General features: G+C 71.3%; 22 protein-coding genes. 17 read left to right on the forward strand and 5 right to left on the reverse strand.

Annotated elements, in window-relative coordinates; all coding sequences use genetic code 11:
- Nucleotides 1-26 precede the first annotated feature (26 nt).
- Nucleotides 27-515 carry a MarR family transcriptional regulator gene (locus BLT23_RS08690; RefSeq protein ID WP_245743833.1) on the forward strand — a complete coding sequence of 163 codons (489 nt, stop codon included), beginning with the start codon at nucleotides 27-29 and terminating at the stop codon, nucleotides 513-515.
- On the opposite strand, the gene BLT23_RS08695 is transcribed toward BLT23_RS08690, so the two are convergent.
- Nucleotides 462-1,019 (reverse strand): TetR/AcrR family transcriptional regulator, encoded by a 558-nt coding sequence (locus BLT23_RS08695; protein ID WP_090047372.1) that lies wholly within the window; start codon nucleotides 1,017-1,019, stop codon nucleotides 462-464. The genes BLT23_RS08690 and BLT23_RS08695 overlap by 54 nt on opposite strands.
- A 71-nt stretch (nucleotides 1,020-1,090) precedes the next feature.
- Here BLT23_RS08695 and lexA point away from each other — a divergent pair, with 71 nt between their 5' ends.
- The 4 genes from lexA to BLT23_RS08715 all read left to right on the forward strand — a co-directional run bounded on the left by lexA (nucleotide 1,091) and on the right by BLT23_RS08715 (nucleotide 4,119).
- A complete protein-coding gene (gene lexA / locus BLT23_RS08700; RefSeq protein ID WP_090047374.1) occupies nucleotides 1,091-1,744 on the forward strand; it encodes a transcriptional repressor LexA in 654 nt (217 codons plus the stop codon).
- Between the two features lie 130 nt (nucleotides 1,745-1,874).
- A complete protein-coding gene (locus tag BLT23_RS08705; protein ID WP_090047376.1) occupies nucleotides 1,875-3,032 on the forward strand; it encodes an LLM class flavin-dependent oxidoreductase in 1,158 nt (385 codons plus the stop codon).
- Complete coding sequence (locus BLT23_RS08710) at nucleotides 3,029-3,454, forward strand: MarR family winged helix-turn-helix transcriptional regulator (protein ID WP_245743834.1); 426 nt, start codon at nucleotides 3,029-3,031, stop codon at nucleotides 3,452-3,454. Before BLT23_RS08705 ends, BLT23_RS08710 begins: the two co-directional genes overlap by 4 nt.
- Entirely contained in the window at nucleotides 3,451-4,119 is a 669-nt protein-coding gene (locus BLT23_RS08715; RefSeq protein WP_090047378.1) for a CE1759 family FMN reductase, read from the forward strand. Before BLT23_RS08710 ends, BLT23_RS08715 begins: the two co-directional genes overlap by 4 nt.
- Here the strand turns inward: BLT23_RS08715 and BLT23_RS08720 are convergent.
- Entirely contained in the window at nucleotides 4,116-4,997 is an 882-nt protein-coding gene (locus BLT23_RS08720) for a helix-turn-helix transcriptional regulator (protein ID WP_090047381.1), read from the reverse strand. The genes BLT23_RS08715 and BLT23_RS08720 overlap by 4 nt on opposite strands.
- Before the next feature lie 122 nt (nucleotides 4,998-5,119).
- Here BLT23_RS08720 and BLT23_RS08725 point away from each other — a divergent pair, with 122 nt between their 5' ends.
- Complete coding sequence (locus tag BLT23_RS08725) at nucleotides 5,120-5,338, forward strand: tautomerase family protein (RefSeq protein WP_090047382.1); 219 nt, start codon at nucleotides 5,120-5,122, stop codon at nucleotides 5,336-5,338.
- A 130-nt stretch (nucleotides 5,339-5,468) separates the two neighbouring features.
- On the opposite strand, the gene BLT23_RS08730 is transcribed toward BLT23_RS08725, so the two are convergent.
- The gene (locus tag BLT23_RS08730; RefSeq protein WP_090047384.1) at nucleotides 5,469-6,254 is read right to left on the reverse strand and encodes an SDR family NAD(P)-dependent oxidoreductase; all 786 of its coding nucleotides are present in this window, start codon (nucleotides 6,252-6,254) and stop codon (nucleotides 5,469-5,471) included.
- 85 nt (nucleotides 6,255-6,339) lie between these two features.
- Between BLT23_RS08730 and BLT23_RS08735 the strand changes: the two genes are divergently transcribed.
- Nucleotides 6,340-7,182, forward strand: a complete 843-nt coding sequence (locus BLT23_RS08735; protein ID WP_090047386.1) for a helix-turn-helix transcriptional regulator — start codon at nucleotides 6,340-6,342, stop codon at nucleotides 7,180-7,182.
- Here the strand turns inward: BLT23_RS08735 and BLT23_RS08740 are convergent.
- Nucleotides 7,158-7,544 (reverse strand): winged helix-turn-helix transcriptional regulator, encoded by a 387-nt coding sequence (locus tag BLT23_RS08740; RefSeq protein ID WP_090047388.1) that lies wholly within the window; start codon nucleotides 7,542-7,544, stop codon nucleotides 7,158-7,160. The genes BLT23_RS08735 and BLT23_RS08740 overlap by 25 nt on opposite strands.
- Nucleotides 7,545-7,760: 216 nt before the next feature.
- On the opposite strand from BLT23_RS08740, the gene BLT23_RS08745 reads away from it, so the two are divergent.
- The 3 genes from BLT23_RS08745 to BLT23_RS08755 are packed head-to-tail and all read left to right on the forward strand — an operon-like array spanning nucleotide 7,761 to nucleotide 10,458.
- Entirely contained in the window at nucleotides 7,761-8,423 is a 663-nt protein-coding gene (locus BLT23_RS08745) for a helix-turn-helix transcriptional regulator (protein ID WP_090047390.1), read from the forward strand.
- Nucleotides 8,420-9,337, forward strand: a complete 918-nt coding sequence (locus tag BLT23_RS08750; RefSeq protein ID WP_218133678.1) for an ornithine cyclodeaminase family protein — start codon at nucleotides 8,420-8,422, stop codon at nucleotides 9,335-9,337. Before BLT23_RS08745 ends, BLT23_RS08750 begins: the two co-directional genes overlap by 4 nt.
- Nucleotides 9,334-10,458, forward strand: a complete 1,125-nt coding sequence (locus tag BLT23_RS08755) for an alanine racemase (RefSeq protein ID WP_090047392.1) — start codon at nucleotides 9,334-9,336, stop codon at nucleotides 10,456-10,458. Before BLT23_RS08750 ends, BLT23_RS08755 begins: the two co-directional genes overlap by 4 nt.
- Here BLT23_RS08755 and BLT23_RS08760 read toward each other — a convergent pair.
- Nucleotides 10,409-11,323 carry a DMT family transporter gene (locus BLT23_RS08760; RefSeq protein WP_090047394.1) on the reverse strand — a complete coding sequence of 305 codons (915 nt, stop codon included), beginning with the start codon at nucleotides 11,321-11,323 and terminating at the stop codon, nucleotides 10,409-10,411. The two genes, BLT23_RS08755 and BLT23_RS08760, sit on opposite strands and share 50 nt — an antisense overlap.
- Before the next feature lie 70 nt (nucleotides 11,324-11,393).
- Here BLT23_RS08760 and BLT23_RS08765 point away from each other — a divergent pair, with 70 nt between their 5' ends.
- From BLT23_RS08765 to BLT23_RS08795, 7 genes are all read left to right on the forward strand, one after another.
- Complete coding sequence (locus BLT23_RS08765; RefSeq protein ID WP_245743835.1) at nucleotides 11,394-11,984, forward strand: TetR/AcrR family transcriptional regulator; 591 nt, start codon at nucleotides 11,394-11,396, stop codon at nucleotides 11,982-11,984.
- Nucleotides 11,975-12,862 carry an alpha/beta hydrolase gene (locus BLT23_RS08770; protein ID WP_090047396.1) on the forward strand — a complete coding sequence of 296 codons (888 nt, stop codon included), beginning with the start codon at nucleotides 11,975-11,977 and terminating at the stop codon, nucleotides 12,860-12,862. The genes BLT23_RS08765 and BLT23_RS08770 overlap by 10 nt, the downstream gene beginning before the upstream one ends.
- Before the next feature lie 46 nt (nucleotides 12,863-12,908).
- Entirely contained in the window at nucleotides 12,909-13,958 is a 1,050-nt protein-coding gene (locus BLT23_RS08775; RefSeq protein ID WP_090047398.1) for a FecCD family ABC transporter permease, read from the forward strand.
- Nucleotides 13,955-15,004 (forward strand): FecCD family ABC transporter permease, encoded by a 1,050-nt coding sequence (locus BLT23_RS08780; protein ID WP_218133679.1) that lies wholly within the window; start codon nucleotides 13,955-13,957, stop codon nucleotides 15,002-15,004. Before BLT23_RS08775 ends, BLT23_RS08780 begins: the two co-directional genes overlap by 4 nt.
- A gap of 29 nt (nucleotides 15,005-15,033) precedes the next feature.
- Nucleotides 15,034-15,867, forward strand: coding sequence for an ABC transporter ATP-binding protein (locus tag BLT23_RS08785; protein ID WP_090047403.1), 834 nt, complete (start codon nucleotides 15,034-15,036; stop codon nucleotides 15,865-15,867).
- A 94-nt stretch (nucleotides 15,868-15,961) separates the two neighbouring features.
- Nucleotides 15,962-16,990, forward strand: a complete 1,029-nt coding sequence (locus BLT23_RS08790; protein ID WP_218133680.1) for an iron-siderophore ABC transporter substrate-binding protein — start codon at nucleotides 15,962-15,964, stop codon at nucleotides 16,988-16,990.
- A 31-nt stretch (nucleotides 16,991-17,021) separates the two neighbouring features.
- Complete coding sequence (locus BLT23_RS08795) at nucleotides 17,022-18,818, forward strand: ABC transporter ATP-binding protein (protein WP_090047407.1); 1,797 nt, start codon at nucleotides 17,022-17,024, stop codon at nucleotides 18,816-18,818.
- Nucleotide 18,819 lies beyond the last annotated feature (1 nt).

The raw sequence follows: 18,819 nt of genomic DNA on the forward strand, positions 1-18,819 counted from the left end.
TGAACCGGTCCTGTCAGACTGGACGCGTGAGCGACGCCGACGACCTGACCGACGCGGTCCTCACCGCGTCCCGCCTGCTGGTCGCGGTGTCGGCGCGGTCGCTCGCCGCCGTCGAGGAGACGCTCACGCTGCCGCAGCTGCGCCTGGTCGTGCTGCTCGACAGCCGCGGCCCGATGAGCCTCACCGCGCTCGCGGACCTGCTGGAGGTCAACCCGTCCACGGCGAAGCGCATGATCGACCGTCTCGTCACGGCCGGCATGGTCGCCCGCGAGCCGAACCCCACGAGCCGGCGCGAGGTCGTCGTGGTGGTGACCGGCGAGGGCAGCCGGGTGGTGCGCGAGGTGATGGCGCGCCGCCGTGCCGAGATCAGCACGATCGTGGCGCGCATGCCGGAACACCTGCGGCACGGCCTGGTCGAGGCGCTCGCGGCGTTCGCCGAGGCGGGCGGAGAACCGCGCTGGTCAGCCCGCGACCAGACGCCGGAACGACCCCGCGACCGCGCGGAAGTCGACTGACTCGTCCAGCGCGCGGTGCAGCACCAGCCCGTCGATCGCCGCGCCCAGCAGCAACGCCACCCCGTCGGCGTCCTCGACCCCCGCCGCCCGCAGCCACTCGGCGACCCGCGTGCGGAACTGTCCGACCAGCACGGACAACCCGTCCCGCAGCCGCGGCAGCCGGTGCGCGGCGAGAAACGCCTCGGCCAGCAGCAACGACTCCGGGTCGACGCCGGTGTAGCGGCTCAGCTCCTCGAACAGCCGCTCGATCCCCTCGGCGGGACCGAGTCCGGACAGCGCCCCGGCGGACTCGGCGAGCAGCCGCTCCGCGACCCGCAGCGCCGCCGTCGCGAGCAGCTCCTGCACGGACGAGAAGTGGTAGTGCACCAGCGCGGGGTTGACACCCGCCCGTTCGGCGACCAGCCGGGTGGTCACCGCGCCCCAGCCGGTCTCGCCCACGAGCGCGGCGGCGGCGTCGAGCAGTTGTTCACGGGTGCGGCGACCGCGGTCGGCTGACTTGGGCACCGGCCCAACCTAGCGGCACGCCGTCCCACCACCCGTTCGTGTCCCGCGACCCGCTCACTACTATCGGGCCGATGAGCGCCTACGACGATCTTGAGCTCGACACGACGGTGCTGCCGGAGCGCCAGCAGAAGATCCTCGTGGCCATCCGCGACTGGGTCGTCGAGCACGGCTACTCCCCCAGCACCCGCGAGATCGGCGAGGCGGTCGGCCTCAGGTCGTCCTCCTCGGTGTCGAAGCACCTGGCGGCGTTGGAGGAGAAGGGTTTCCTCAAGCGCGGCGCCTCCGTGACGCGGCCGATGGACGTGCGGGTCTTCCTGAACGGCACGGCGGTGGCGCGGTCGCCGGAGGACTCCGTGCCCGTGCCGGTCGTCGGTGACATCGCCGCCGGTACGCCGATCGCGGCCATCGAGCACGTGGACGACGTGCTGTCGTTGCCACGCGGTCTGGTCGGGCGCGGGAGCGACGTGTTCGCGCTGCGGGTGCGCGGCGACTCGATGATCGACGCCGCGATCTGCGACGGCGACATGGTCGTCGTGCGGCAGACCCACGAGGCGTACAGCGGGCAGATCGTCGCCGCGATGATCGACGAGGAGGCGACGGTCAAGGTCTACCAGCGCCGCAACGGGCACGTGTTCCTGGAGCCGCGCAACGACGCCTACCCGGTGATCGACGGCGACCGGGCCGTAGTCCTCGGCGTCGTGGTGTCGGTGCTGCGCAGCGTCTGATCCTTCTTCAGCGGCGCGGGCTGGTCGGGCGGCCACCCGCGCCGCCGTCGTCTCGCGGGAATAGCCGGGACACCTGTGCGTTAAGGTAGATGCAAACGCATTAATCTCACGACTGAAGGAGGCGGGGACCGTGCAGTTCGGAGTGTTCTCGGTGAGCGACATCACCAGGGATCCGGTGAGCGGCGAGACCCCCAGCGAGGCCGAGCGGATCGACGCGATCGTGCGGATCGCGGAGAAGACCGAGGAGGTCGGGCTCGACGTGTTCGCGATCGGCGAGCACCACAACCCGCCGTTCTTCTCGTCGGCGCCAACCACGCTGCTCGCGCACATCGCCGCGAAGACCCAGCGGCTGATCGTCAGCACCGCGACGACGCTGATCACCACCAACGACCCGGTGCGCATCGCGGAGGAGTACGCGATGCTGCAGCACCTGGCGAAGGGCCGCATGGACCTGATGCTGGGCCGCGGCAACACCGCGCCGGTCTACCCGTGGTTCGGCCAGGACATCCGGCAGAGCCTGCCGCTCGCGCTGGAGAACTACAACCTGCTGCACCGCTTGTGGCGCGAGGACGTCGTGGACTGGGAGGGCAAGTTCCGCACCCCGTTGCAGGGCTTCACCTCCACGCCGCGCCCGCTCGACGACGTGCCGCCGTTCGTGTGGCACGGCTCGATCCGCACGCCGGAGATCGCGGAGCAGGCCGCCTACTACGGCGACGGCTTCTTCGCGAACAACATCTTCTGGCCGAAGGAGCACTACATGCGGCTGATCAAGTTCTACCGGCAGCGGTACGCGCACTACGGCCACGGCACGGAGAAGCAGGCGATCGTCGGCCTCGGCGGCCAGGCGTACATCGCGAAGCGCTCGCAGGACGCGCTGAACGAGTTCCGCCCGTACTTCAACGAGGCCCCCGTCTACGGCCACGGCCCGAAGATGGAGGACTTCATGGAGATGACGCCGCTGTCGGTCGGCAGCCCGCAGGAGGTCATCGACAAGACGCTGACCTTCCGCGAGCACTTCGGCGACTACCAGCGCCAGATGTTCCTGATGGACCACGCCGGCCTGCCGCTCAAGACGGTGCTGAACCAGCTCGACCTGCTCGGCGAGGAGGTCGTCCCGGTGCTGCGCAAGGAGATCGAGTCGAGGCAGGACCCGCAGACCGCGAAGCCCCCGACGCACGCGGGCCGGGTCCGGGACAAGTACGGCGACCAGCCCGCCCGCCAGCCGCGGCCGAACGCCAACCGGGGTGACAACGTCACGGGCGGCTCGCCCTACCAGGACACGAAGTGACCCGTGCGAACGAGGCGTGGGAGTCCCTGATGAGGGCCTACGCCGTGCTGATGAAGCGGTTCAACGCGGAGGACGTGTGGGGCGACCTCACCATGCGGGAGTACGACGTGCTGTACCAGCTGTCCAAATGCGACAGTCCACTTAGGATGAGTGAGCTGCACCGCCACGTGCTGCTGAGCCAGCCGGCCCTCTCCCGCATGGTGGACCGCCTGACCGAACGAAACCTGGTCGAACGCCACCCCGACCCGGGCGACCGCAGGGGCGTGCGCCTGTCACTCACCCCGGCAGGCCGCGAAACCCAACGCGCGATAGGCCGCCCCCACGCCCGCAGCGTCACCCGCGCGTTCAGCACCTTGACCGCGGAGGAGATCGACCAACTGGCAGTGATCACCCGCAAGCTGGCAGGGAACGAGGAGAAATGACCGCACAGTTCCGCCTGGTGGTGGTGTCGGCAGGCACCGGCGACCCGTCCTCCACCCGCCTGCTGGCCGACCGCCTGGCCCAACGCGTCACCGCGCTGGGCACCCGAAAACAACTGACGGTCTCCGTCCAGACCATCGAACTGCGCGAGCTGGCAGCAGAGATCGCGACAGCCCTGGTGTCGACCCACATCGGCGCCAAACTGCAGAACGCGATCACCACCCTGCACCACGCAGACGGCATCGTCGCAAGCACCCCCGTCTACAAGGCGGGCGCCAGCGGCCTGTTCACGTCGTTCTTCCAGATCCTCGACAACGACCTGCTGATCGCGAAACCGGTAGCGCTGGCCGCGACAGCCGGCACCGCACGCCACGCCCTCGTAGTGGACGACCAAATGCGCGGCCTGTTCGCCTACCTGCGCACGATCGTGGTCCCGACTTCGCTCTTCGCCGCGACCGAAGACTGGACGGACAGCGCTCTGACCAAGCGCATCGACCGCGCGGCACTGGAACTGGTGGCACTCATGGCCGCGGGCTTCGAGAAGACCGTCCGCGACGAGTCGTGGGACCGCTACCAGCACGAGTTCGGCAGCGCGGGCGGCACCGAACTGTCGATCGACCTCGACTCGGACCTGATGCGCCTGGCAGCAGGCGGCTCCGCCAACTAGTGGTCACCGGTGCGCGCCCCGGTCCCGGCCGGGTCCGGGGTGCGCACCCTCACCCCGGTCCCGGTCAACCCTGTCTCGCCCACCCTCAGCGACCTCAACTGCTCTCCCGCCACTCCCCCTGGCACCGCCACGAAGAACTGCAACCGCTGGAACCCGTCCTCACTGAACAGGTTCTGGCACAAGACCTCCACCACCCCGAGTCCGGAGTGGACGATCCTCTTGACCTCCCCCCGCCGGACAGCGACATCCCCGCTCTCCCACAGCGCGGCGAACTCAGCGCTGACCCCCCGAAGCCGACGAACCATCGCGGCAGCCCGCTCGGACGGCGCACGCCGAGCCACGGCGGCACGCAGATCCGACACCATGACCTTCGAGTGGTGCGGGTGGTCCTCCTCGGGGTAGAGCCCACGAACCTCCGGTTCGGTGAACCACCGCTCCAGGAAGCTGCCCGGCACCACAGGGCCGAGCAAAGCCGTGGCGAGCTGGTTCTGCACCAACGTCTCGTGCAGGTCGGTGATGATCCGTGCCGGTGTGCCGTCCAGCCGGTCCAGCAACGCGAGCATCGCGGGTGGCACGTGGGCCGAGGCGCCGTGCGGCGGCGGTGCCGGTCTGCCGGCGAGGTGGAACAGGTGGTCGCGTTCGTCGTCGCCGAGCCGCAACGCCCGTGCCAGCGCGACGAGCATCTGCCCTGACGGCTGGGCGCCCCGGCCGCGTTCCAGCTCGATGTAGTAGTCGACGGACGCCCCAGCCAGCTGCGCCACCTCGTCGCGGCGCAGTCCCGGCACCCGGCGGCGTGCGCCCGCGGGCAGGTTCACGTCCGCGGGCGTGATGCGGGCGCGCCGCGACTGCAGGAACAGGCCGAGCTCCGCGAGATCCACCCGGCCAGTCTGCGCGACCAGGGGACGTTCAGCCAGGGGACGCCAACCCCCGGGTCAACGGCAACTGGTCGCCTCTCCCGCGGCCGGAGAGGCTGGGAGCACGCAACGAAAGGAACAGCACCATGCCGTTCGCCAACCTGAAGGTCCCCGCGGGCACGCTGTCGGCGGAGCAGAAGCGGACCCTCGTCGAGAAGGTCACCGACCTCTACGCCGACACGTTCGCCGAGAAGTTCGGTGACGCCGTGCGCGACAACACGATGGTCCTCGTCGAGGAGGTCGCCGACGGCGGCTGGGGCATCCGGGGCGAGGTCCTCACCCTCGCCGTGCTCGAAGGGCGGTGACGCGGGGTGGGCGGCGCCGGTGCCGGGTCGGGCACCGGCGCCGCCTTCCCGGACAAGCACCGGCGCCGCCATGCCGGACCGGCGCCGCCACACCCGGCCGGGTGCAGCACCGGTCAGCCGCGGCACCCGATCAAGCCCCGGCACCACCGTCAACCGGCAGGATCGCGCCGGTCACCATCGAGGCACGGTCGCTGAGCAGCCACGCCGCCGCCTCGGCGACCTCACGCGGCTGTGCCATGCGGCCCAGCGGGGTGGTGCTGGTGATGTGGTCGCGGATGCCGGGCATGGCCGCGTCCCACTCGTCGATCATGGCGGTCGCGGTGCCGCCGGGGGTGATGCCGTTGACCCGGATGCCGTCCTTGGCCCAGGTCACGGCCGCGCTCTCGGTGAGGCTGTTCAGGGCGCGCTTCATGGCGCCGTAGGCGGGCAGGACGGGGTTCGCGCGGCGGCTGCCGATGCTGGAGGTGTTGACGATCGCGCCGCCGCGGCCGGTGCGGCGCATGAGGGCGTGCTCGGCGTTCATGGCCGTCCAGTGGCCGCGGAAGTTGACCGCGAACTGCTGGTCGATCTCCTCGTCTGCGGTCTGGTCGAGCGGGCCGGGCGACTGGATCGCCGCGCCGTTGTTGAACGCGCCGTCGAGGCGTCCGTGCAGTTCCTCGACCTTGCCGACGGCCGCGCGGACGCTCTCGGAGTCGGCGAGGTCGACGGCGACCGAGTCGGCGACGCCGCCGCTGTCCCTGATCTCCTTCACGATCGTGTCGAGGCTGTGGGTGTCGCGTGCGGCCAGCACGATGGCGGCGCCTTCCTCGGCGAAGAGGCGGGCGGCGGCCTCGCCGATCCCGCGGCTCGCGCCGGTGACGAAGACGACCTTGCCGGTCAGCAGGCCGATGGACTGGGTCTTGTCGTTGGTGGACATGACTCCAGGGTTGACGCCACCGGGAACCGGATACAGGTACAAGCGGTACCAGGTTGGGGCGGCGCCCGGCGGGAATACTTCAGGCATGGACAAACAGCAGCTCGCGGAGTTCCTCCGCAGCCGTCGTGAACGGCTGCGGCCCGAGGACGTCGGCCTGCCTTCTGGTCCACGCCGCCGCACGCCCGGCCTGCGCCGCGAGGAGGTGGCGGTCCTCGCGCACATCTCCACCGAGTACTACGTGCGCCTCGAACAGGGCCGCGCGCCGCGGCCGTCGGGCGAGGTCCTCGCGGGGCTGGCGAGCGCGTTGCTGCTCACCGACGCCGAGTCGGACCACCTGCACGTCCTCGCCGGCACCGCGCCCACCCGGTCCGGGCTGCACCGCCGTGACGTCCGGCCGAGCATCCTCACGCTGCTCGACCGGCTGCCGCAGACGGCGGGGATGGTCATCTCCGCGATGTTCGAGGTGCTGGCGTGCAACGACCTCGCGGCCGCGTTGCTGGAGGACTTCCGCGAGCTCGCCCCGCGCGACCGCAACCTCGCGCGCCGCGCGTTCCTCGGCACCGGCCAGGTCATGTACGGGGTCTCCGACGTGGCGGAGTTCCGGCATCACGTCGTCATGCGGCTCCGGTCGGCCGTCGCCCGCTACCCGTCCGACCCGGCGATCTCCGGTCTCGTCGAGGAGCTGCTCGACGGCAGCCCCGAGTTCGCGCGGTTGTGGGGGCGGCACGACGTGCAGGGCGCGACGGTGCTCAGGAAGTCGTTCGAGCACCCGCTGGTCGGGAAGGTCACCGTGGACTGCGACGCGCTGACCCTCGTCGAGAGCGACCAGCACCTGGTGCTCTACACCGCCCCTGCCGGTTCGCGTGACGCCGAGGCGCTCGCGCTGCTGAACGTGGTCGGGGCTCAGACCTTCGACACCGCGCCCTGAGCCTCGTCGTACTCGCGCTGGCAGCGCTGGATCTGCTCGCTGTGCTCGACGGTCCACGTCTGGAGGTGCGCGAACGGGACGCGCAACGACTCCCCCAGCGGCGTCAGCGAGTACACGACGCCCACCGGCGAGGTGGGCAGCACGGTGCGCCGGATCATGCCGTTGCGCTCCAGGCGCCGCAGCGTCTGGGTCAGCACGCGCTGCGTGATACCGCGGAGCCGGCGTTTCAGCTCGTTGAACCTGGTCGGCTCGACCAGCACGGCCATCGCCATCATCGACCACTTGTCGGCGATCTGGTCGAGGATCGGCCTGCTCGGACAGTCGGGGTCGAACACGATCCCCTCGGACGCGGCTTCGGTCACAGCGGTGTCCTCTCCACATCGCCGAAAGAGCGTTTCCCGCGCGAGGCTAGCACCGGAATTGACCCTAGGTATCTGACGAATACCTAACTTTCACCTCCGCCGAGCGGCCCCGTCGCGTGGCGTCACCCGCTCAGGACACCCCGACGTGGCGCGCCCACCAGGTTCGTGTGACACTCCGTCCAGCAACTGACAGTTTGTCCAGCCCTGGAGGACACCGTGCCCGGACCCGGCAGCACCGCGGACGCGGTCTTCGCCGCGCTGACCCCCGTGATCGAGGGGCTCGCGGCGACGTTCGGCCGCAGCTGCGAGGTGGTGCTGCACGACTACCGCGACCCCGAGCGGTCGGTCGTCGCCGTGGCGGGCTCGGTCACCGGCCGGCAGCCCGGCGACGCGATGAGCGAGATCGGCCTGCGCGTCCTCGCCGCCGGTGACGACGCCCGCAACGAGGTCGGCTACGTCACCCGCGCGCAGGACGGACGGCTGCTCAAGTGCACGACGCTGCCTTTGCGTGATGTTGACGGCATGTTGATTGGAGCTTTATGCGTCAACATTGACATGACGTCAATCAACCGTGCAGCTGGTGTGTTGACTGATCTACTCGGCCTGTCGACAGTGGACGAATCAACGTCCAACGTGACGACCAACTTCTCCGGCGACCTCGATCAAGTCGTCGACTCCCTCATCGAGCGGGCCGAACGCGCCCACGCCGTGCCCGTGACGGCGCTGGGCCGTGAGGAGCGGGTCGCGCTCGTCCGGTCACTGCACGACGCCGGCGTCTTCAGCCTGCGCGGAGCGCCGGGACGGATCGCGAAGCGCCTGGGGATCTCCCGCACCGGCCTCTACAACGACCTCGCCGAACTGAAGAAGGACAAGCCGTGACCCCCGTGTTCCTCAGCGAGTCGGAGTCGGCGGCCCTCGTCGACGACGAGCTCGCGCTGGCCGCCGCCCGCGAGGCGTTCCTGGCCGCCGCCACCGGCTCGATCTTCCCGGTCGTGATCGGGCACTCGTCGACGCCGGGCACCCGGTTCAGCCTGAAGTCCGGTGCCGCGGGCGACCTCGTCGGAGTGAAGGTCGGCAGCTTCTGGCCGGGCAACGTCGACCTGCCGCGGCACGGCTCCACGATCGTGCTGCTCGACCCGGCCACCGGCAGGCTCGCCGCCGTCGTCGAGGCCGCCGCGGCCAACGGCTACCGCACCGCCGCGGCCGACGCGCTCGCCGTCGGCACGCTGGCCCGCGCGGACTCCCGCACGCTGACCGTGGTCGGCACGGGGCACCAGGCGGTGCACGAGGTCCGCGCCGTCAGCCGGGTGCGGCCGATCGAGCGGGTCCTCGTCGTCGGCAGGCGGGCGGAGGCCGCCCGGTCGTTCGCCGCCGAGGTCACCGCCGTGACCGGACTGGCGGCCGAACCGGTGGACGTCCAGGCCGGGGTGTCCGCCGCCGACGTGCTCGTGACGGCGACGACCTCCCGTGAACCGCTGTTCGACGCGAGCTGGGTCAAGCCCGGCACGCACGTCTCCGCGATGGGCGCGGACGGTCCCGGCAAGCAGGAGCTGCCCGTCGAGCTGTACGAGCGGGCGTCGTTGTTCTGCGACCTGCCGCAGCAGTCGAGCTCGATCGGCGAGTTCCAGCACACGTCCGTCGTGCCGGTGGCGCTCGGCGCGGTGCTCGCCGGTGAGGCCGCCGGTCGCGCGTCGGACGACGACGTGACGGTGTTCGACAGCTCCGGTTTCGCCCTGCAAGACCTCACCCTCGCCGCCGCGCTGCTGCGCCGTGCCTCAGGAGAAGCCCGATGACCAGGCCGGACGTCGACGGTCTCGACGCACTGGACACCCCGTTCGCGCTGGTCGACGCCGACCGGCTGGACCGCAACGCGGCCCGGTTGCGCGACCACCTCGGCTCGCTCGGCGTGCCGCTGCGCCTGCACGTCAAGACGGCGAAGTCCGTCGAGGTCGCCCGCCGCGTGCACGGCGACGGCCCGATCACCGTGTCGACGCTCGCGGAAGCCGAGCACTTCGCCGACGCGGGCTACCGGGACGTCCTGTACGCCGTCGGCATCGCCCCGCACAAGCTGCCGCGGGTCGCCGCCCTGCTCCGGCGCGGCGTGACGCTCACCGTCCTGCTCGACACGCTCGTGCAGGCAGAGGCGGTCGCGGAGTTCGCCCGCACGGAGGGCCTGCGCGTGCCCGCGCTCATCGAGATCGACTGCGACGGCCACCGCGGCGGCGTCGCCCCCACCGATCCGGCGCTGGTCCCGATCGGCCGGGCGCTCGGCGCGAACCTGGCAGGGGTGCTCACGCACGCCGGTGAGTCGTACTTCGCCTACACGCCGGACGCGCTGCACAAGGCCGCGCAGCACGAGCGCGACGTGGCCGTGGAGGCCGCCACCGCGTTGCGCGACGCGGGCCTGACCTGCGACGTCGTGAGCGTCGGCTCCACCCCGACCGCGCACGCGGCGACCGACCTGGCCGGTGTCACCGAGGTCCGCGCGGGCAACTACGTCTTCTTCGACCTGGTCATGGCCGGTATCGGCGTCTGCTCGGCCGACGACCTGGCGCTGTCGGTCGTGGTCACCGTGATCGGCCACCAGCGCGACCGGAACCGGATCCTCACCGACGGCGGCTGGATGGCCACCTCGCGGGACCGCGGCACGCAGGCGCAGGCCGTCGACCAGGGGTACGGGCTGGTCGCGGACCTGCACGGCGACCTGGTGCCCGGCCTGCTGATGACCGGGGCGAGCCAGGAGCACGGCGTCCTCGGCACGCGCAACGGCGAGCCGGTGCCCGACCTGCCGATCGGCACGCGCCTGCGCGTCCTGCCCAACCACGCGTGCGCCACCGCCGCCCAGCACGACCGCTACGAGGTCGTCAGCGCGACGGCCCCGCGGCGGACGTGGTCTCGGCTTCGCGGCTGGTGACGTCGTTTCGTGCGCCGCGGCGGACGACGACGACCGCCGCGACGCCGACGGCGAGCCCGAACGCGGTCTGCACGCCGAACGGCTCGTCGAACATCAGGGCTCCCCACACGGCCGTGACCGGGGCCATGAGGAACATCAGCGTGTTCACCTCGGTGACGCCAGAGCGCCGCATGATCACCCAGTACAGCCCGTAGCCGCCGAAGGTCGAGAAGACCACCAGGCAGGTGATCGCGAGCCAGAACGCGGATTCGGCGGGCGGCACGGCGGCCCCGGCACCGACGGCGAGCGCGGTGAAGACGACGGCGCTGGTCAGGCAGTGGGTGGTCATGGCGACGGCGGGATCGACCCGCGTGCGGGAGCGTCCCTCCAGGAACGTGGCCGCCACCAGCGACAACATGCCCAGGAACGGGATGAGGTAGGCCCACCAGGCGACCCCGGAGGCGGCAGCGGCGTCGGCGCCGGTCACCAGGACGACGCCGGCCAGGCCGAGGCACAGGCCGACCCACTGCCTGCGCGAGACGTACTGGCGCAGCAGCGGACCGGCCAGTGCCGCCGCGACCAGCGGCTGGACGCCGTCGATCAACGCGGTGGTGCCGGTCGAGACCCCGAGCTGGATCGCGTAGTACACGGTGAGCAGGTAGCCGCTCTGCGACAGCAGGCCGATGACGGCCTGGCGGGCGACGTCCCGCGGGGTCAGCCCCCGCCACGACCTGGCGGCAGCGGCGACGACGACCAGGACGAGGGCCAGCGGCAGGAACCGCCACATCAGGATCGTGACGGCGGACGCGCTCCCGGCCCCGAGCTTGGCCCCGATGAACCCGGAGCTCCAGCACAGGACGAACGCGGCGGACAGCAGGACGTTCACGGCTCACCTCCCTATACAGATCGGTATACCCAGCTTCGTCCGGACTATACAGATCGGTATACTTTTGGCCGTGAACACGAAGCGGGTCACCCTGACGCCGGGCGCCAGGCGGGTCCTGACCGCCGCGGCCGGGCTGTTCTACGAGCGCGGCATCCACGCGGTCGGGGTCGACCTGATCGCCGCGGAGGCCGGGGTCACGAAGAAGACCCTCTACGACCGGTTCGGGTCGAAGGACCAGATCGTCGTGGAGTACCTGGCGGACCGCGACGAGCGGTGGCGCGCGTTCGTCGCCGAGTTCCTGGCGGCAGCGCCGGACGATCCGCGCGCACGCGTGCTGGCGGTGTTCGACGCGACGACGGCCTGGGGCCGGGCCCACAGCACCAGGGGCTGCGCGATGGTCAACGCGCACGCCGAGATCAGCGACCCGTCCCACCCCGCGTACCCGGTCATCGTCGAGCAGAAGAGGTGGATGCTCGACCTCTTCACCGAGCTGGCTGCGAAGATCGCCGGAGACCGGGGCGGCCACCTGGGACGGACGCTCCTGCTGCTGCACGAGGGGGCATTGGTCGGCCACGGTCTCGGGGTGTTCCCCGACGCCCTGGCCCATGCCCGCGAGCAGGCACGCGTCCTGCTCGAACTCGAAGGAAGCATGTGCGACTGAACCTGGACGCGTTCATCGACCCCGAGCTCGAGAAGTTCGCCGAGGAGGCCCGCGCCGAGAACGCCGCCAGAGGGGTGCGGCGAGGCCCGTCCACCTTCGAGGAGCTGATGGCCGTGCGCACGCCGCCGGCCGGCGACTCCGAGATCGTCGAGGCGGGCGGGCGGCAGGTGCCCGTCCGGGTCCACCTGCCCTCCACCCCGCCGCGCGGTGTGCTGCTGGACTTCCACGGCGGCGGCTTCTACATGGGCTCGGCGGCGCAGGACGACGAACGCAACCGGCGGCGCGCGGAGGAGCTGGGCGTGGCGGTCGTGAGCGTCGACTACCGGCTGGCGCCCGAACACCCCTGGCCCGCCGCACCGGACGACGGCGAGACGGCGGCCCGCTGGCTCCTCGGCCACGCCGAAGAACGGTTCGGTACCACCAGGCTGGTCATCGGCGGGTTCTCGGCGGGGGCCACGCTCGCCGTCACCACGTTGCTCCGGCTCGGCCCCCGTGCGCGGAGCTTCGCGGGCGCGGTGCTGCAGATGGGGACCTACGACCTCAGCGGTCAGACCCCCGCGGGCAGGCTGATCGCCGACGAGTACTTCATCCGGGCGTACGCGGGCCACGTGCCCGACCGCACGATCCCCGACATCTCCCCGATCTTCGGCGACCTGCGGGACCTGCCGCCGTCGCTCATGGTCATCGGCGCCCTGGACGTGGTGCTGGAGGACAACCTCGCGATGGCGGCCAGGATGGCGGCGGCAGGCGAGGTCGAGCTGAAGGTCTACCCGGAGTCGACGCACGGTTTCACCAACCGCGCCAACGGGATCGCCCGCACCGCACGCGAGGACATCGCCCGCTGGCTGGACGACCGCTTCTCGCCGCCGGTCAGGTAAGGGTGCCCTGACCAAGCGGAACGATCAGCGGCTAACGTACCGCGTCGTGAGCATCGAGGTGGAGCAACGCGGGCCGGACGCGAGTCCGCACCGGCGCCGGCTGACGGGGCTGGTGTGCCTGCTGGCGCTGCTCGCCGCCGCGACCGTGCTGTCGCTGGTGATCGGGACGCGCGCGCTGTCCCCCGCCGAGGTGTGGCAGGGGCTGTTCGGCGATCCCGGCGGCGACCAGCAACTGGTCGAGGTCGCGTTGATCGTGCAGACGCTGCGCGTGCCGCGGACGGTGCTCGCGGTCTTCGCCGGGCTGGCGCTGGGGGTCGCGGGCGCGGTGATCCAGGGCCACACCCGCAACCCCATCGCGGACACCGGTCTGCTGGGGGTCAACGCGGGGGCGTCGTTCGCCGTGGTGCTCGCCGTCTCGCTGCTCGGGCTGCGGAACCCGTTGGAGTACCTGTGGTTCGCGTTCGTCGGCGCGGCGGTGGCCGGGGTCGTGGTGTTCGGCCTGTCGAGTCTCGGGCGCGGGGCGGGCAACCCGCTCACGCTCGTGCTGGCGGGCCAGGGCGTCACGATCTTCCTGACGGCGCTCACCGGCGCGGTGGCGCTGGGCGACAAGCAGGCGCTGGACGTGCTGCGGTTCTTCAACGCCGGGTCGGTGCAGGGCGTCGGCTGGGACGTGATCTTCCTGGCGGGCGGGTTCATCGTGGTGGGACTGGGAGTCGCCGCGGCCAACCTGCCGGCGATCAACCTGCTGAACCTCGGTGACGACGTCGCGCGCGGTCTCGGCGTGAACATGGCGCGGGGCCGGACGATGGGCGTGCTCGCGGTGACGCTGCTCGCGGGCGCGGCCACGGCGGCGTGCGGGCCGATCGCGTTCCTGGGCTTGATGGTCGCGCACATCGCGCGCTGGCTGACGGGGCCTGACTACCGGTTCCTCGTGCCGTACGCGGGGCTGCTCGGCGCACTGGTGCTGCTCGTCGGCGACATCGCGGGACGGCTCGTGGTGCGGCCAGCCGAGCTGCAGGCCGGCATCGTCATCTCCCTGATCGGCGCGCCGTTCTTCGCCGCGCTGGTCTGGCTCGGGAAGTTCAGGCAGGCATGAGCGTTCAGATGCATCCCGGTGTCCGGATCGGCCGGTGGTCCTGGGTCTGGCGGCCGTGGGTCGCCCTGGTGACCGTGCTGCTGGCCGCGGCGACGTTCCTCGTCTTCTGTGTGTCGATCTCGGTGGGCGACTTCACCATCGGGCTCGACGCGGTGCTCAGGACCCTGGCCGGGCAAGGCGAACGGGTCGACGAGTTCGTCATCATGGACCTGCGCATGCCGCGGGCGCTCGTCGGCCTGATCGCGGGCATCGCGCTCGGCGTGTCCGGCGCGCTGACGCAGTCGATCGCGCGCAACCCGCTGGCGAGCCCCGACGTCCTCGGCATCACCTCCGGTGCCAGCGCCACCGCCGTGTTCATCGTGACGGCGAGCGGCGGCGCGGCGATCGGCAGCGCGGTGGGGCTTCCGGCCGCGGCGCTGGCGGGCGGCCTGCTGACCGGGTTCGTCGTGTACTTCCTGGCGTGGAAGAAGGGCATCGACGGGTTCCGGCTGATCCTGATCGGCGTCGCGGTCAACGCGGCGATGCAGGCGCTGACGACGTGGCTGCTCGCGGTGGCGGACATCCGCGACGTCGCCCGTGCCCAGGCGTGGCTGGTCGGGTCGCTGCAGTCGCGGACGTGGACCGAGGTGTGGACGGCGCTGTGGCTCACGGCCGGGCTGGTCCTCGCCGTGCTGGTCGTCGCGTTCCACCTGCGGCCCATGCACTTCGGCGACGACGTGGCGGCGGGGCTGGGCGTGCGGCACGGCGCGGTCCGGTCGTTCCTGCTGCTGTGCGCGGTGCTGCTGGCCGGTGTCGCGGTGAGCGCGGCGGGCCCGGTGCCGTTCGTCGCGCTGGTCGGACCGCAGATCGCGATGCGGCTGCAACGCTCGCCCGTGCCGCCCCTGATCGCGTCGGGGCTGTTCGGCGCGCTGCTGCTGATCGGGTCGGACCTGGTCGCGCGGGTGGTGCTGCCGAACGACCTGCCGGTCGGCATCGTCACGGCGGTCATCGGCGGGCCGTTCCTCGTCTACCTGCTGGTCCGGGCGAACCTGAAACGCCCGGCCTGAGGTCAGGCTCACCAAAGTAAGGTTGACCTATGACCGCGCTGCGCAACGATGTCGCCCGCCTGGGTGCCGAGGGCGTCACGGTCGGGTACGCCGACCGGGTCGTGCTCGACAACCTCGACGTCTCCATCCCGACCGGGGTGATCACCACGGTCATCGGGCCGAACGGCTGCGGCAAGTCCACGCTGCTGCGCACGCTGTCCCGGCTGCTCAAACCGCGCCGGGGCACGGTGCTGCTGGACGGTCACGACATCGCGCACCTGAAGACCAAGGACGTCGCGAAGCGGATGGGACTGCTCCCGCAGACCCCGGTCGCGCCGGAGGGTCTCACGGTCGCCGACCTGGTGGCGCGCGGGCGGCACCCGCACCAGAGCTGGGTGCGCCAGTGGTCGAGCGACGACGCGGACGTGGTCGCGCGGGCGCTGGAGATGACCGGAGTCGCCGACCTCGCGCACCGGCCCGTCGACTCGCTGTCGGGCGGGCAGCGGCAACGCGTCTGGATCTCGATGACGCTCGCGCAGGGCACGGACCTGCTGCTGCTTGACGAGCCGACCACCTACCTCGACCTCGCGCACGCCATCGACGTGATCGACCTCGTCGACGACCTGCACGAGGGCGGCTGCACGGTCGTGATGGTGCTGCACGACCTCAACCTCGCGGTGCGCTACAGCGACAACCTCGTCGTGATGAACAACGGCTCGATCGTGGCTCAGGGGCATCCGAGCGAGGTGATCACGAGCGAACTGCTGCGCGACACGTTCGGCCTGCGGGCGAAGGTGATCGACGACCCGGTCAGCGAGCGGCCGCTGATCGTGCCCATCGGCCGTACCCACGTGGTATCGAAGAGTGACCAAGTACGAGGTTAGCCTGCCCTAAGTGGGTGCTAAGGTTCGCCTGTCCTAATGACTCCCGCCGCGTGGGCAGCGAAGAACGAGGTGCCGAATGGGCCAGAGAACGACCATGACCTGGAAGCGCGTGACCGCCGTGGCAGCAGCCGCGCTGGTCGCGGCCGGGGTCCTCGCCGGGTGCGGGTCGTCCACGCCCGAGACGACGACCGACGCGGGCAACGCCTCCGGTGGCACGTTCCCGACCACGGTCGAGCACTTCTTCGGCACGACGGAGATCAAGGAGGCGCCCAAGCGCGTCGTCTCCCTCGGCTACACCGACGACCAGACGATGCTCGCGCTGGGCACCGTGCCGGTCGGCATGGTCGACCAGTACCCGAACCCGGAGGGCACGAGCCCCGACATCAACACCCAGTGGCCGTGGGTGAAGGACAAGTGGGGCTCGGCGAAGCCCGAGGTCGTCATGAAGAACGGCGACACCGAGCCGAACTACGAGAAGATCGCCGAGCTGCGGCCCGACCTGATCGTCGCGGTCTACTCCGAGGCCGACCAGTCCTGGTACGACAAGCTGACCAAGATCGCCCCGGTGGTCGGCCGCACCAAGGCCGAGACCGAGCCGTTCTCCGCGAAGTGGCAGGACAACGCCCTGCAGGTCGCGAAGGCGCTCGGCAAGGAGGCCGAGGGCGCCAGGATGATCAAGGAGGTCGACGACAAGATGGCCGCCGCCAAGCAGGCCAACCCGGCCTGGGCGAACGAGACCGCCGTCGTCACCTCCTGGTACAAGGACGCCGTCGCGCCGTTCGCGACGACGGACGTGCGCGGCCAGGTCGTCACCGGCATCGGCTTCAAGGGCAACACCAAGGTCGACGAGCTCGCCGGAGGCAAGTTCTACGTGACGCTGTCGCCCGAGCGCATCGACGTGATGAACGTCGACCGCGTCTTCGTGATCGCCGACGAGGCAGACCAGAAGTCGCTCAAGGGCTTCGAGCTGTTCAACAACCTGCCCGCGGTGAAGAACGGCAAGGTGCACTGGCTGCTCGACAGCGAGGGCCCCGCGATCGGTGCCGCGATCTCGCAGGCGACGCTCGCGTCCATGCCGTACGCCGTCGACGAGCTGGTCAAGGCCGCCAAGTCGGCCTCCTGACGCACGACACCCCGCGAAAGGTCTTCCCCTCGTGACCACGAGCCTGTCCGGCGCGCCCTCCACGATCCTGCGCACGGCGACCGGACGGGAGGCCCTGCGCTGGGTGCTCGGCCACTGCCGGTCCGCGCCCGGCCTGCCGATCGCCACCGCGGTGGCGACGGTGGCGGGCGCGGTGCTGCAGATCATCCCGGTGTTCCTGCTGGGCACCGTGGTCGACGGGGTCGTCGCGGGCAGGGACCCGTCCGTCCTGTGGTCGATCGGCACCGCCACGGTCGTGGCCGCGCTCGCGGGCGCGGTCATGACCGCGGTGTCGACCTACCTGGTCGGCCGGGTCGGCGCCGAGATGCTGGCGCGGCTGCGGGAGGGCGCGGTGCGCGCGGTGCTCGGGATGCCGAGCGCGCGCATCGAGCAGGTCGGCCGCGGCGACGTGCTGTCCCGCGTCGGTGACGACGTCGCGGTCATCTCCAAGGGTTTCCGCACCGCGATCCCGACGATCTTCTCCGCGGTGGTGCTGGTCGTCATCGCGACCGCGGGCATGTTCGGGCTCGACTGGCGGCTCGGTCTCGCCGGTGCCTGCGCGCTGCCCGCCTACGCGTTCGCGCTGCGCTGGTACCTGCCGCGCTCGCAGCCGCTCTACCGCGCGCGTTCCGAGGCGCAGGCCGACCGCGCCCAGGCGTTGATCAGCGGTCTCGACGGCATCGCCACGGTCCGCGCCTACCGCCTGGAGAACGCCTTCCGGGAGAAGGTGACCGCCGAGTCGTGGCGGGTGCGCGACATCGGCATCGACGTCTTCCGCTTCTTCGGCCGGTTCATCGGCAGGGAGAACCGCGCCGAGTTCATCGGCCTCGGCCTGATCATCGTCGTCGGCTACCTGCTCGTCACGAACGGGCAGTCGTCGCTCGGCCAGGTCTCCGTGGCCGCGCTGCTGTTCCACAAGCTGTTCGTGCCGCTCGGGCTGATCATGGCGTTCTTCGACGAGGCCCAGAAGTCCGGTGCCGGGCTGACCCGCCTGGTCGGCGTGCTCACCGAGTCCGACGGCGAGGAGCTGGTGCGCAGCGCGGTCGCCGCGGACGCCGACGCGGAGCCGCTGCCGGTGTCGGTGCGCGGGCTTTCCTTCCGCTACCCCGACTCCGGCCACGACGTGCTGCGGGACGTCGACCTGGAGATCCCCGCCGGCACGTCGCTCGCGCTGGTCGGCGCGACCGGTGCGGGCAAGACGACGCTGGCCGCGCTGGTCGCGGGCACCGGGACGCCGCGCACCGGTTCGGTCCACATCGGACGAACGAACCTCGCGGACGTCGACGAGGCGGGCGCCCGCACGATGGTCAGCATCCTCACCCAGGAAGCCCACGTCTTCGCGGGCCCGCTCGCGGAGGACCTCCGGCTCGCGGCGCCGGACGCGACCGACGACGAACTGATGGAAGCGTTGCGCACCGTCGGCGCCGCCGAGTGGGTCGAGGCGTTGCCGCAGGGACTTCAGACGGACGTCGGCGAGGGCGGGGAACGCCTGGACGCCACCAAGGTCGCGCAGATCGCGCTCGCGCGGCTCGTGCTGGGCCGCTCCCCCGTCGTCGTGCTCGACGAGTCGACCGCCGAAGCGGGCAGCCAGGGCGCCGCCGCTCTGGAACGCGCCGCCCTCGCGGCCTGCCGGGGCCGCACGACGCTTCTGGTCGCGCACCGCCTGACCCAGGCGATGGCGGCGGACCGGATCGCCGTGCTGGACGCCGGTCGGGTGCTGGAGCTCGGGACGCACGAAGAGCTCGTGGCGCGTGACGGGCGTTACGCGGCACTTTGGGCCGCTTGGCGATTCGGCAGCACAACTACTTAGG

This window comes from Lentzea fradiae (assembly GCF_900100955.1).
In the GTDB taxonomy this organism is placed as follows: domain Bacteria; phylum Actinomycetota; class Actinomycetes; order Mycobacteriales; family Pseudonocardiaceae; genus Lentzea; species Lentzea fradiae.